At 35.6% G+C, this 13,005-nt stretch carries 13 protein-coding genes and 1 other RNA gene; 11 read left to right on the forward strand and 3 right to left on the reverse strand.

The features are described 5' to 3' along the window. Positions 1-9: 9 nt before the first annotated feature. The 4 genes from ACSKT4_RS11510 (at position 10) to ACSKT4_RS11525 (ending at position 5,213) form a co-directional block, all read left to right on the forward strand. Positions 10-957, forward strand: coding sequence for a DUF2515 family protein (locus ACSKT4_RS11510; protein WP_186869758.1), 948 nt, complete (start codon positions 10-12; stop codon positions 955-957). A gap of 725 nt (positions 958-1,682) precedes the next feature. Continuing rightward, positions 1,683-2,030, forward strand: a complete 348-nt coding sequence (locus tag ACSKT4_RS11515; RefSeq protein ID WP_465823421.1) for a hypothetical protein — start codon at positions 1,683-1,685, stop codon at positions 2,028-2,030. Continuing rightward, the gene (locus ACSKT4_RS11520; RefSeq protein ID WP_465823422.1) at positions 2,027-4,540 is read left to right on the forward strand and encodes an ABC transporter permease; all 2,514 of its coding nucleotides are present in this window, start codon (positions 2,027-2,029) and stop codon (positions 4,538-4,540) included. Before ACSKT4_RS11515 ends, ACSKT4_RS11520 begins: the two co-directional genes overlap by 4 nt. Further along, positions 4,530-5,213, forward strand: a complete 684-nt coding sequence (locus tag ACSKT4_RS11525; protein ID WP_186869755.1) for an ABC transporter ATP-binding protein — start codon at positions 4,530-4,532, stop codon at positions 5,211-5,213. Before ACSKT4_RS11520 ends, ACSKT4_RS11525 begins: the two co-directional genes overlap by 11 nt. Before the next feature lie 274 nt (positions 5,214-5,487). Here ACSKT4_RS11525 and ACSKT4_RS11530 read toward each other — a convergent pair whose 3' ends face one another. Next, the gene (locus ACSKT4_RS11530) at positions 5,488-5,589 is read right to left on the reverse strand and encodes a spore protein (RefSeq protein ID WP_222619021.1); all 102 of its coding nucleotides are present in this window, start codon (positions 5,587-5,589) and stop codon (positions 5,488-5,490) included. Between the two features lie 159 nt (positions 5,590-5,748). Here ACSKT4_RS11530 and ACSKT4_RS11535 point away from each other — a divergent pair, with 159 nt between their 5' ends. The 7 genes from ACSKT4_RS11535 to ACSKT4_RS11565 all read left to right on the forward strand — a co-directional run bounded on the left by ACSKT4_RS11535 (position 5,749) and on the right by ACSKT4_RS11565 (position 10,605). Then, on the forward strand, positions 5,749-5,958 hold the full coding sequence (locus ACSKT4_RS11535) for a hypothetical protein (protein WP_186869754.1): 210 nt from the start codon (positions 5,749-5,751) through the stop codon (positions 5,956-5,958). A 97-nt stretch (positions 5,959-6,055) separates the two neighbouring features. After that, positions 6,056-6,406 (forward strand): DUF1798 family protein, encoded by a 351-nt coding sequence (locus tag ACSKT4_RS11540; protein WP_186869753.1) that lies wholly within the window; start codon positions 6,056-6,058, stop codon positions 6,404-6,406. A 71-nt stretch (positions 6,407-6,477) separates the two neighbouring features. After that, positions 6,478-6,876: a cytidine deaminase gene (locus ACSKT4_RS11545; protein ID WP_186869752.1), complete on the forward strand. Its 399-nt coding sequence runs from the start codon at positions 6,478-6,480 to the stop codon at positions 6,874-6,876. 210 nt (positions 6,877-7,086) lie between these two features. Beyond that, positions 7,087-7,395 carry a cell division regulator GpsB gene (gpsB, locus tag ACSKT4_RS11550; protein ID WP_186869751.1) on the forward strand — a complete coding sequence of 103 codons (309 nt, stop codon included), beginning with the start codon at positions 7,087-7,089 and terminating at the stop codon, positions 7,393-7,395. A gap of 64 nt (positions 7,396-7,459) precedes the next feature. Then, positions 7,460-7,834: RNase P RNA component class B (gene rnpB, locus ACSKT4_RS11555), an RNA gene on the forward strand. Positions 7,835-7,963: 129 nt separating this feature from the next. Beyond that, positions 7,964-9,106, forward strand: coding sequence for a THUMP domain-containing class I SAM-dependent RNA methyltransferase (locus ACSKT4_RS11560; protein ID WP_465823425.1), 1,143 nt, complete (start codon positions 7,964-7,966; stop codon positions 9,104-9,106). Further along, positions 9,106-10,605, forward strand: a complete 1,500-nt coding sequence (locus ACSKT4_RS11565; protein WP_465823426.1) for a carboxypeptidase M32 — start codon at positions 9,106-9,108, stop codon at positions 10,603-10,605. Before ACSKT4_RS11560 ends, ACSKT4_RS11565 begins: the two co-directional genes overlap by 1 nt. 200 nt (positions 10,606-10,805) lie before the next feature. Here the strand turns inward: ACSKT4_RS11565 and ACSKT4_RS11570 are convergent, their stop codons facing one another. Both ACSKT4_RS11570 and ACSKT4_RS11575 read right to left on the reverse strand, forming a co-directional pair. Continuing rightward, positions 10,806-12,413 (reverse strand): b(o/a)3-type cytochrome-c oxidase subunit 1, encoded by a 1,608-nt coding sequence (locus ACSKT4_RS11570; RefSeq protein ID WP_246521386.1) that lies wholly within the window; start codon positions 12,411-12,413, stop codon positions 10,806-10,808. Between the two features lie 80 nt (positions 12,414-12,493). Further along, positions 12,494-12,997, reverse strand: coding sequence for a cytochrome c oxidase subunit II (locus ACSKT4_RS11575; protein WP_465823427.1), 504 nt, complete (start codon positions 12,995-12,997; stop codon positions 12,494-12,496). Positions 12,998-13,005: the final 8 nt, after the last annotated feature.

A 13,005-nucleotide genomic window follows, 5' to 3' on the forward strand; every position in this document is an offset into this window, starting at 1 on the left:
GGCATATATATGAAAAAACGGGAGTACCTCTATTATATAATAAATAGAACGAATAAGCATAATCTAGACAACATATCACGTACAAAAGCATACCAAGAGTTTTACTTGAAACATCCAGAAGTAAAATGGGCATTAGTTGCTAGTATTGTATCGAGAAATGCTGGATGGAATATGACTGATTTATATTTACCACCGTATAAAAACATGCTTGGAAATAAGGAATTGCAAAACTTATTCATGACCTATGAACGGGCAAATTGGCTGATTTTTTCCGATGCTTACCCACAATTATTAGCTTATGAGTTATTTAAGCATGGGCATTCATTAGTAGATATCTTAAAGGAACTTCATGTGTCTGATTTTATGATTCATGAATGGGAAATATTTAGAAAAACAAACAATAAAGAACGATTGATGCTGGCACTTATAATAAATGAGCAAAACGTTATACAACGTCCCGTTATTACGCAGCCGTATTTTAAAAGAAGCGTATTCTTCCGTCTTCCATATTGGCTACAAAATAATTTAATGCTTAATGCTGTCTTACTTCCTACTAGAGGAGGAAGTCTGTATGGATGTTATGTTCACGGGTTTACTAATGTAACCAATCGAATCACACTCGGTAAAAAGCTAGCCTCACAAATATTCCATCCTGAAGTTTATTCTGGCTTGATGGATTTTATAGTAACGGTCGAACATACTGGCTCAAGAAGAGATTATGAAAGTCTCTACGACATTTCACTTCCAAAGAGTCCAATGTTAAGACTTGTCTATCCTATAATCGATCACCAAGATAGTATTCGTCGGGATTGGTTTTATTTAGGGGGCACTAAAAAGAAGTGGTTTGAACCAGTAGCAGTTGAACCTAAGGAAATAGGAGGCTCATTTTATTTAAAACGAAAGGTTTTTTATGGTTACTATCATTTAAAATCCTTGATGCAAGAAAGAACAACATGACAAATTTTTCTGGATATTTAGATAGTTATGGTAGGATAGCATTTCAATTATGCGTTTTTCATGCATAACTTTGTGAAAAGAAGGTGCTGAGACAATAGTTTATCTTATAAATACCGAATAACATAGACCTCGCTCTTTTTCGGCGCTAGTAAAGTATTATTAGGTTGGACAACCTACAAATTTTATAGTGTCGTAGCTTCGTTTATATGTACCCTTGTTTTTTTATGTATTAGTTGTTCAGCGTGTTATAATCTTACATACTGTATTTTATAGTCTCCATATTACTCACTTTTCTTTCAACTATTTATACTATGGTGTGTAACAATTAAAGATCTATTCTAGTATTAACTAAATAGTCTTTACAAAATATTATAAAAAAGTTTAACACATTTACTTAACAATAATCATTTGCTTATTTAAGGATAATTTTCATGTATTTTGCTTGTATTTAATAAAATAATCCTCATGAATCATCTGCTTTTAGTAAAAATTGATTTATTTGGGAATTTATTGAAAACTCTTATTTTACTAAGTATAATATTATCCATAAAGGGGGAAATAGTTTATTAAATTACTTTAAGAATTTTATAGCTATAAACTTAAAGTATAATTAGAGTACGCAACAAAGATCTTCTAAATGTGAATAGTTATAATTCCAAAAACAGGAGGTTTTTCTAATGAAAAAAATGTTGTTAGTATCTTTATTGGCACTTGGTTAAGTTTTTATGTTTAATGACGTTGAAATATCTGCTGCAGAAATGATTGATCCTAATTTAGATCCTGATTTAATACAAGTCCAAACTACTGTAAATTTAAGTCCCGCAAACTTTGACGGTATTGCTTATAAAGAATATACACTAACTGTAAATACTAATTATTCCGGATCTAGCTATTTTAAAATTGATTTTGGTAATGGAACCAAAAAAGAGGGTTATGGCAGCTACAGTAAAAAGTTTACTAATATATGGAGAACAAACTCATATCGTGTATATACAACCTCTGCTCAAGCTTCAAATGTTGATTATGGACCAAGCCCATGGTTTTATGGAACTGCAAGGATAGCTTATAAATGAAAAAAGTAAACCTTATCAACAAGCGTTTCATTTTTATTATCATAACAGTGCTTATAATTATTATAGTCACTGTTTCTTACACGTTATCTATACTTTCTGAAGCTAATGAGCAGGTAAAAAGGGATATAACAAATTTTTCAAGAGGATCCTATGATATTCTAATACGCCCAGGCGGAAAGCAAACAGAAGTTGAAAAGCAATTGAATATTATTGAAGAGAATTATCTTGGTGTTGGTGATGGGGGTATCACAATCGAAGAATGGGAGGAAATTAAAAACCATCCACAAGTTGAGGTTGCCGCCCCTGTAGCTTCCATAGGACTTTTCACAGCTAGAAAACGTACGTGGATGATAGAACGAGAAAATCTTCAATATTATGAGGTAGACTATTATACTAGTGATGGGGTAAATTCATATAAATCAAAAGAAGATACATTCATGTATGATTTCCAAGGTAACTTTGATTCCCCTAGAGTACAATACCCTTCCTCATTCGAAGTAGGTGATAATTTCTTCATAGAAGAAATCGCGACCTTTTATTTTCCTACTTCCTATCATCAAGTGGTAGCCGTCGATGCAGTAGAAGAAGAGAAATTAACACATCATGATTTAGGTTTATTGAATAAGCCAGTTGAGAATATATTTGGACATTATGTTGATGATCAAGACTTGGCAATCCCAATTTTGAGTTTAAAGGATGTTCCAGTCCCCAGTACAATTAAATTAACAATCGATGACTTAGAAGAACCAACAGAAAGTGAAATAATGGAATGGAACAGTCGTTTCATAAATGAAAATCCAATTCAAGGAATGATAGAACAACCTGATATTTATCATAGAGTAGTAGATGAATTTATAAGTAAAAAAAGACTTCACAATGAATTAGTCTATACATTTAAACCTGAAGACGGTCCTTCACCCTTTGAGAACCTCCTACTTTATGTTGATGAAAATATGAAGCTAGCACCTGATGATGGAACAGGAGAGAACATGTTAGGGGGTGCTCATCAAAGTTTAAGCCAAAATATTGGTTATCAACTAGAACCGATTCAGTATGAATTGATAGATAAAAAGAACCTTGAAGTTAAACAGACAGGTATAGATGATGTATATCATGTTCCTACATATCGAGAAATTCAGGAGATTGAGTTTTTTGAACTTGATGAAATTTCTAGAGAACCGTTAAATAGAGATGAAGCATTCGAGTTTTATAATGTTGGATTTTTTTCGATACAAGAAAACACGGAGGATTTAGCTTCTTCTCCACTCGGAATTTACGGTCGAGAAATGCCCTATTTAGCTTCTAATCGAGATATTAAACTTCACCCCTCAGCTGTTCCTGGTAGCTTCATTACTACCCCTGCCCATGGATTAATATCTATCGATTGGGCAGAAAAAATTAAGGGGAATGCACCAATTGACGCTATTCGGGTAAAGATTGCAGAGCTAGAAGGTTATGACAAATCAGCTGCCGCAATTATTAGAGACGTTGCAAATGAGTGGGAAAATAAAGGCTTTACCGTTGACATTGTAGCTGGAGCGTCTTTACAAGATATTACGGTAGATGTAGAAGGAATTGGCAAGGTAGTACAACCATTTACAACACTTGGGGCAGCAGATACAGTCATATCTAGCTGGAATACACTCCAAATAATGTTAACAGTACTATATGGGATTGTTGCCATAACCTTTGTTGGATTTACTTTCTTTAACCTACTTTCTGATAGGCAAAAAGATGAACAATTACTTGCCAAGCTTGGTTGGTCTGAAAAAGTTATTGGTCGAATTCGTTATAAAGAATGGATATGGATGTTAGGTACACCTATCTTTATTGTCTTAATAGGGTTTAGCCTATTTGGCATCAGGGCTGATAACTGGTTGCCTTTTATATTTTCTATTGGCGTGAGTTGTATCTTTGTTGTTTTGCTTGTAATAGCGGAACACTCTATTAAGAGGAAACCAAGACTGATTAAAAGACAAGGAAGGAATATAGCAATCCAAAATATACATTTTTACCAATATAGATTAGTAGCCTCCTGTATACAACTATTTCTGTCAACGATTTTAACGTGTTTCCTTCCGTTCTTCTTAATACAAAATGTGGAGAGTACTACTCAAACAAGACTTGGCTCCTATATCCACGGGGAGATTGAAGGTTTATTTATTGTAATTGTTGTACTGCTGTATATTCTTACTGTAATAACAGTGTATCAATCTCTAAGGCGCATGTGGAAAAAAAGAAAAAAAGAAATTCAATTGTTTTTATTTTTAGGGTGGGGGAAAAGTGCCACAAGAACCTATTTTGTGAAAGAAGTTTTCTTATGGGCAGGTTTAACTACCGCATTCGGTTGGGTAGTCAGTCTATTCATCACATGGTCTATGACGGATGTATCATTTGATACGGTTTTGCTAGGAATAGCAGGATTCCTTCTTGTCTTTGCTGTGGCGCTAGGTTGTTCGATGTATTCGTTACACCAAGTAATTGAAGGAGGAGAAAAGATTGCAAATTAAACTTCAAAATGTCAGTAAGTCCTATCAAAAAGGTACAGAATTAATTCAAGTATTGAATAACATTGATTTTTCCATTGAATCAGGTACATGGTTAAACATAACTGGCCCTTCTGGTTCTGGTAAAACTACCTTATTACGTCTATTATCAGCAATCGAGCAAGCTGATAATGGACAAGTTGTACTTGGACATCTGGATGCAATAAAGGCAAATGAAGAGGAACGAAGAAGTTTTCGTAGAAATTCTGTTGGATATATCTTTCAGGACTTTCAATTGTTTGAGCAATTTGATGTCCAAACCAATGTAATGATTCCGCTTTTGCCTTACGAACCTAGAAAAGTCGCGGAAGAAAAAGCTGAAAAACTGCTAGACATGGTAGGAATGCTTCATAGGAAAAATCATATGCCTTCTCAATTATCTGGTGGGGAACAGCAACGAACAGCTATCGCTAGAGCACTTATTAATAATCCTCAGTTAATTTTATGTGACGAGCCTACGGGGAACCTAGATATAGAAAAACGTGATCAAATTATAGAAATCCTACAAGAAATTCACCAAAATGTCGTTACCATTATACTCGTAACCCATGATTTGGAGCTTACCAAATATGGTGATGCGCATTTTGAAATAAGGAATGGTCAATTAATTGATAGAACAATCAGCATAGTACGATAATGCGAATGAGGCTGGAACAATACAATAAGTTAGACTAAAAAAGCAAATCAATACACTATCTTAGCGCAGGAAATATATGGAGACTCCTGCGGGAAGAAAGGCCTAGATGAGACTGATGAGCTTTTGCTCTGAGAGGGCTAAGGCAGCTGCCGCGGAAATGAATTATATTTCCGAATCGGCATCTTTTCTCTAGCTAAGATAGGTTCGATTTTTGTTCAATTATAAAGACTTTTGTCCCAGCCTCGTTCAAAAAAGATAACTAAATCTTCTAATGTTATGTTGATGGGCGATTAGGGCCGTTTAATTTCTTATCACCAGTTTTTAATGATTTCCCATTCTCATTTTCTTTTTGTTTGTTTTTATGGTTGTCTTTCATCAGATAACCTCCTTTACTAATAGTTTGTCTAATTAATGAAAAAAAATGAGTATCCTCACTAGTTTTGTACGATTACTTCTAGTTTTGTCGAACAGGAAGGAGTCAGCTTAATCTTAACGAATAGTAAAGGTAAGAGACTAAATTCGTGAGGTGATAATAATGGGACTAGCACTAGTGAAAGTTACAGAAGTTAGTGGCGCTTGCCGAAAAGATTTTGAGACAGCATTGTTACAACTTGGGGATATTACGCGAAAGGTAGAGCAACGTTTAACTATAAGCGTAAATAACTCAATAGAGCAACATTATGAAGAACAACTATATGAATATGAACAGGTTAAACTGACAATCCATTCGTTACTAAAACAATGAATTATTGTATCGATTTAATATGATAAGCTTGGTTTAATGCCTAAATTTGCTAAACATGATATGGTATAGGTAAGAACGGATGAATAGAGGCGTAACCATGCGATTAATTGAGTATACAAATCAACTTAAACAAGAATTAGTGAAACTGAAAGATATATTTGAACAAACAGATCCTCCAGAAGACAGGAAGGATAAAGTTTATTTTGAAATGGTACGGGAGAAGACTTTGCCTGTATACGTGCTTTTAGAGAAATGGGAAGCACTTGCATTAGAAGTGATCAAAGCGAGTAAGATAAGTGTACACCCAAATCAAATTGTATCCACACGAGAAAATATGGAACTATTATTAATGCATAGTTACTATGTGGATGTTCGACGTAGGCGATATATGGAATTACACCAGTCTGTCCTATACGTATTGGATCAATTGATACGAGCTTTGGACTAACTGCCTTTATCTTTACAATTCTGACAACTTTTAATATAATTAGCTTCCACACACCGAGAGGGGGAAAGGTAATGTCTAAAAATGAACTGATAGAAAAAGCAATTGAAATTAGAGAAAGGGCATATGTCCCATATTCGAATTTTTCTGTTGGTGCTGCGCTTTTAACGAAGTCAGGAAAAATATATACTGGATGTAATATTGAAAACGCAGCATACCCAGTTTCTTTATGTGCTGAAAGAGTTGCAATATTCAAGGCAATTTCTGAAGGAGAAACTGAATTTGTTGAGATGGCTGTTGTTGCCGATACGGAAAGACCGGTACCGCCATGCGGTTCATGTCGCCAAGTGATGAGTGAATTTTTTGCTGGAGAGATGAAGGTACACCTAACTAATCTACATGACAATACGATGACAGTTAAGGTGGATGAATTACTTCCATTCTCCTTCCAAAAAACAGATATGGAAAAATAATACATAGTAACATGACAATAAATACCGGTATTTTGTACTGAAAAATAGCGGAACTTGTGGTAAATTAAAGTAAGAAGCGGATTGTCCTGCTTCTTACTTTTTTGCTATAATAAAATACGAACGATATACATATAGTAAAATAACTTGTTTTACAGTTAATAGTTGATACTAATAAATTTAGATGATTACATTAGATGGGGTGAAGAAGCCATGCAAAATCGTGTTCAATTAAGTGGAAAAGATATTCTTGAAAAAGATTTCAAAACAGCAATGCGCGGATATAACCAAGAAGAAGTAGATGAATTTCTAGACGTTGTTATTCAAGATTATGAGGCATTTGGTCAGGAAATAGATCGCCTAAAACAAGAAATCCAACGATTGAAAAAAAATAGTGAAGGACAAGTAAGAACAAGATCGACTAATCCAGTCCCTCAACAAGTTAATTATGATGTATTAAAACGTCTTTCTAATTTAGAAAAAGCTGTATTTGGTAGTAAGTACGCAAACGCTGATTCATAAATCCAATAATTACCAGTGAAATAAGTTTCGGAATATGGTAAGATAAATTTTAGCGATAAATTGAATACTCATGTAATCGCTGCACGTTTGTGCAGAGGAAAGTCCATGCTCACACAAACTGCGATGTTTGTAGTGTTCGTGCTTGACGAATTCATAAGTCAAGGTAGTCTTTAAAGACTAACGGCAGGTGAAGTTCCTAAGTCGCAAGATATGGAATGATAGCCTTGAAAGTGCCACAGTGACGGAGCTAAAGTGGAAACACTTTAGGTGGAACGAGGTAAACCCCACGAGTGAGCAACCCAAATTATGGTAGGGGCATCCTTTATTAGGGAAATGAACCGAACGAGGGACAGGTAATTCCTGTAGATAGATGATTACAACCGGAGTACGAGGCTGACCACCGTTTGGAGTACAATGGTACAGAACATGGCTTATCGAGTATTCAATGGTCTTACATATGATTATTCCAATAACCTTTCTGCATACTGCGGAGAGGTTATTTTATTTATATAGTAAATGTGTGGTAAACTAACGTTACGTTCACTCCAACAATGAAGGGATTTTGTAAATGGCAAAGCATATTAAATTAATCGCAACAGCTGCTATGGGACTAGAATCGGTAGTAGCAGAAGAAGTACGGAAGCTTGGTTATGAGGTAGAAGTGGATAATGGGAAAGTGATTTTTGAAGCTCCAATCTCAGCCATTCCAAGGTGTAATCTTTGGCTTAGAACGGCTGATAGGGTCAAGTTAGTTGTAGGTGAATTCAAAGCGACTACGTTTGATGAACTTTTTGAAGGTACGAAGGCACTGGCCTGGGAAGAGTATATAAGTGAGGAAGGTCAATTCCCTGTATCCGGTAAATCGGTTAAATCAACACTCTATAGTGTTCCAGATTGTCAGAAGATAGTGAAAAAAGCTATTGCAGAGCGTTTAAAACGAAAGTATGGAATGGCATCCAAAATGCCAGAAACAGGTGCAATGTATAAAGTAGAAGTATCGTTATTAAAGGATATGGCGTTATTAACGATTGATACATCCGGAGTAGGATTACATAAAAGAGGGTATCGTGTTGGACAAGGGGAAGCACCATTAAAAGAAACAATGGCAGCTGCATTGGTTTTACTTACAAACTGGCGTCCGGAATTCCCGTTAATTGATCCTTTTTGTGGATCTGGAACGATACCTATTGAAGCAGCTTTGATTGGTCAAAATATTGCCCCAGGATTTAATAGAGAATTTGCTGCGGAGGAATGGGAATTTATTCGCAATAAGTATTGGGATGAAGCCTTTCAGGAAGCAGAAGATTTAGCCAACTATGATCAAAAGCTAGACATCATCGGAAGTGATATCGATCATAAAATGATTGAGATTTCGAAGGCGAACAGTTTAGAAGCAGGCTTAGGTGAATTAGTAACCTGGAAACAAATGCAAGTAAGTGACTTAACTATCCGTAATGAAAATGGTTATATTATCGCCAATCCACCTTATGGTCAACGTATTGGTGATCAGGAAGCAGTACAAAAGATGTATAAGGATTTGGGGAATATTATGAAGAATCATCCATCCTGGAGTGTATATGTTTTAACAGCTCTTGAATCATTTGAAAAGCATTACGGAACAAAAGCTACTAAAAAAAGAAAGCTATTTAATGGATTTATTAAGACCGATTACTATCAATACTTCGGGAAAAAAGTAAAGGGGGAAGTATAATGGCAACTATTTCGGAAATGGAAAAGGAATTTAAGGATTATCTGAAAGAAATTAACGCAATGCGTGAGGCGGTAACATTAATCCAATGGGATTTACGTACGAAGATCCCAAAAAAAGGTGTGGAGCAGCGCTCAGAAGTAGTAGGCTATCTATCACAAAAAATACATCAAATGCAAGTTTCTGATAAAATGAAGGCTTTCATTGACGCATTAAAGGATAATACGGAAGATGAAATAATTCAAAAGTCAGTACTCGAGTGCCTCGATACCTATGAGAAGAATCGAAAAATACCAGAAGATGAGTATAGAGAGTATGTTATGCTTCAATCCAAATCGGAAGCAGTATGGCAAGAGGCGAGAAATAAAGCTGATTTCTCTTTATTTCAACCGTACTTAGAGAAGCTAGTAGCATATAACATCAAGTTTGCGAATTACTGGGGCTATAAAGAAAATATTTATGATGCTTTATTAAATAATTATGAACCAGGTGTAACAGTGAAAACGTTAGATGAGGTATTTCCAAAAGTGCGCAAATCACTTTCGAAGCTACTTCAAAAGATACAGCAAAGTTCCGTCAAGCCTAATACTGATTTATTAACGGCACATTTTCCTAAACAAGCTCAAGAAGCATTTTCTGTAGAAATTTTAAATCGTATGGGGTACGATTTTGATGCTGGTCGATTAGACGATACGATTCATCCTTTTGAAATTACTATCAACTTAAATGATGTTCGAATTACTACTCGATATGATGAACAGGATTTCCGTATGGCTGTTTTTGGAATTATTCATGAAGCAGGACATGCATTATATGAGCAAAATATTGATAAACGATTAGAAGGTACCCCACTTGCGTCTGGAACTTCGATGGGTATTCATGAATCACAGTCCTTATTCTGGGAAAACTTTTTAGGCAGAAATAATGTGTTCTGGGAATCCCATTATGACGTATTTAAAAAGTACGCACCACAGCATTTTGCACAAGTAGATTTACATGATTTTTATCAAGCGGTTAATGAAGTCAAACCATCTTTAATTCGAATAGAGGCTGATGAATTAACATACCCACTTCATATTATGATACGATATGAATTAGAAAAAGCATTAATTAACGGAGAGATTGAGGTAAAAGACTTACCGCAATTATGGAATGAGAAAATGGTGGAGTACCTAGGAGTTGAACCACCAACAGATAAAGAAGGAGTACTGCAAGACATTCACTGGGCAGGTGGAGACTTCGGTTATTTCCCATCGTATGCATTAGGGTATATGTATGCAGCACAATTTAAGGATAAAATGAGTGAATCGATTCAGATAGATGAGGTTATTAAATCAGGAGATTTTGCTCCAATCCGTAAGTGGCTTACTGAGAATATCCATCAGTATGGTAAAATGAAAAAACCACTAGATATCTTAAAAGATGTTACTGGAGAGGGATTAAATCCAGACTATCTAATAAACTATTTAACAAGCAAATATCGTGAAATTTATAAGCTATAAGTAATTTTGGTAGTCGGTATCTTTGTTAGAGTAAGACATGGCAAGACTATGGAAAAAGCAATAGCTGTTACAGAATTAGCCTACTAATCAAGTAAATCAGATTGTTTTTCACTAATCATATGCTTCTTAATAAAAGAATTCCGTATCATCTAGATACAGAATTCTTTTATTAAGGCTACCAGTTCATTACTGGATAGAATTTATCGCCCTATTGGAAAATCAAATGGTACAGATCCTGCTGGTGAATGTTGTATAATATCAATAAAAGGTATCGTATATGCTGCAAGAATTAATACTACGGTAATACCAATCCATAATTTCCAATTTTCAAAGTAAGCAGGTGTAGCTTCAGCATTTTCTTCCTCTTCAGCAATTGGAAATTCTTCTTCACCCTTTGGAGCAAAGAAAGTTAGTTTGATAAAAATGTAAACCATTAAAAGAATACCGACAAACAAGATTGTTCCACCAATAGCTTGAGCCATTTGGTATCCAATCCATTCTGTTACCTGGTCACCGCCAGCATACTCAGAGTAAGAGGAGCGTCTAGGTCCACCTAATAGTCCCTGTATATGCATGGCACCAGACATGATGGACATACCAACAGCCCAGACAATAGCTTGAATGATACCTAAACGATTAATCTTCGGTGTTAGTTTACGACCTCTTAGATGCGGTATTAACCAATAGCTAATTCCAAAGAAAGTTAGCATTACGGTTGTAGCAACAGTCAAATGGAAGTGACCTGTTACCCAAATCGTATTGTGTACTACTGCGTTCATTTGGTGTGATGCGTTTATAATTCCGCCAGCGCCACCAGGAATAAAGGCTACCATTCCAATAAATGGAGCTAGGAAACGGACATCTTTCCAAGGTAACTTTTTTAACCAGCCAAATAATCCTTTTGCACCTTTACGACGACCAGTAATTTCGAATGTTGCAAACATGGAAAACGCGGTCATTAAACTTGGAATGACAACCATAAAGGTTAATACCACTTGAATGAACTTCCATGTTGGATCTATACCAGGTTCTGTTAACTGATGGTGAAATCCAACTGGGATCGAGAAGAATAGGAATAATACAAATGACATTCTAGCTAATGAATCACTAAATAATTTACCACCGATGATTTTAGGAATAATAGCATACCAAGCCATATATGCAGGCAGTAACCAGAAATAGACTAATGGATGACCAAAATACCAAAATAATGTTCTGCTTACCAACACATTAATGGTTTCTGCAAATCCAAGAGACCATGGGATAAACTGAATGAGTACTGCTACAGCAACACCTAATGAAGCAATAAACCATAGAATGGTATTGATGGTAACCATAAAGGCAAGAAGTGGTGATTTTTCACCTGGATGTGCTTTTTTCCAAACAGCTAATTGATGCCAGTTGACAAATCCAGCTATCCAGCTACCAACAACAACTAATGCAAGCCCAATATAGAATACCGGATGTGCTCGAAGTGGTGCATAGAATGTATAGAGTACACTTGCTTCACCAAGCAGAATCATGGTAGCTGTTAGAATCGTACCGATTACCATAATCCAAAAGGCAATCCATGCAATCTTACGTTGTTTATCTGAAATACCTACTGTTTTTCCCATTAAGGAAAAATGAAACCCTATAATAAAGTAGGTGGTTAAGACTAGCCCTAAAATGACACCATGTACGGTAAGAACTTGATAATAGTCAATCCCAAATGGTAAGGTGAATTTTCCTGTACGTACGAAAACTTGTAGTAAGCCCATTAGTCCACCTATAAATAATGAGATAAATGCAATAGATAGAAACGACATATAAAGTCTTGATTCAGGTTTAGATATAGGTAATGCCAGAGCGGAAGTTTGTTTATCGATTACTTTTCTTGCTAACTGCATTATTCATACACCTCCAAGGTGGCATACATTAGATGATGCCCAATTCCACAATACTCGTTACATACAATGGTATACGTACCAGGTTTGTTCATAACGGTTTCGAGACTACTTACATAACCTGGTTCAACCATCATGTTTACATTTGTGCCAGCAACATTAAAACCGTGAACAACATCTTTTGTTGCTACCTGGAATAGAACCGTTGATCCTTTAGGAATCCGGATGTGTTTCACCGAATTTCCTTCCTCATCCTTTCCCATGTCATAATAGAAGGCACTAGCAGCAATGTTTACGATATACTTATCATCGTCTACCTGTGTTAACCCTAAGTTTTCTGGTTTAAAGGCTTCATTTGACTCAATATTGTTTGGGTCGATTGTAACGCCATGACTTTGTGGATGTGTTCCTTGCCAGAATGCGCCATAACCTAGCACGCTTAAGAATACAATTAGGGAACCAATTCCAAATGTTAACCAGATTTTTTCATACTTATGCAAATGCATCCTCATTC

Source organism: Ornithinibacillus liuyingii, assembly GCF_055550225.1.

Excerpts from the sequence above, each read along its gene's own strand:
- ACSKT4_RS11510 (WP_186869758.1), top strand. The coding sequence starts at position 10 with ATGAAAAAACGGGAGTACCTCTATTATATAATAAATAGAACGAATAAG.
- ACSKT4_RS11515 (WP_465823421.1), top strand. The coding sequence starts at position 1,683 with ATGTTTAATGACGTTGAAATATCTGCTGCAGAAATGATTGATCCTAAT.
- ACSKT4_RS11520 (WP_465823422.1), top strand. The coding sequence starts at position 2,027 with ATGAAAAAAGTAAACCTTATCAACAAGCGTTTCATTTTTATTATCATA.
- ACSKT4_RS11530 (WP_222619021.1), bottom strand. The coding sequence starts at position 5,589 with ATGAAAGACAACCATAAAAACAAACAAAAAGAAAATGAGAATGGGAAA.
- ACSKT4_RS11535 (WP_186869754.1), top strand. The coding sequence starts at position 5,749 with ATGGGACTAGCACTAGTGAAAGTTACAGAAGTTAGTGGCGCTTGCCGA.
- ACSKT4_RS11540 (WP_186869753.1), top strand. The coding sequence starts at position 6,056 with ATGCGATTAATTGAGTATACAAATCAACTTAAACAAGAATTAGTGAAA.
- ACSKT4_RS11545 (WP_186869752.1), top strand. The coding sequence starts at position 6,478 with ATGTCTAAAAATGAACTGATAGAAAAAGCAATTGAAATTAGAGAAAGG.
- gpsB (WP_186869751.1), top strand. The coding sequence starts at position 7,087 with ATGCAAAATCGTGTTCAATTAAGTGGAAAAGATATTCTTGAAAAAGAT.
- ACSKT4_RS11560 (WP_465823425.1), top strand. The coding sequence starts at position 7,964 with ATGGCAAAGCATATTAAATTAATCGCAACAGCTGCTATGGGACTAGAA.
- ACSKT4_RS11565 (WP_465823426.1), top strand. The coding sequence starts at position 9,106 with ATGGCAACTATTTCGGAAATGGAAAAGGAATTTAAGGATTATCTGAAA.
- ACSKT4_RS11570 (WP_246521386.1), bottom strand. The coding sequence starts at position 12,413 with ATGTCGTTTCTATCTATTGCATTTATCTCATTATTTATAGGTGGACTA.
- ACSKT4_RS11575 (WP_465823427.1), bottom strand. The coding sequence starts at position 12,997 with ATGCATTTGCATAAGTATGAAAAAATCTGGTTAACATTTGGAATTGGT.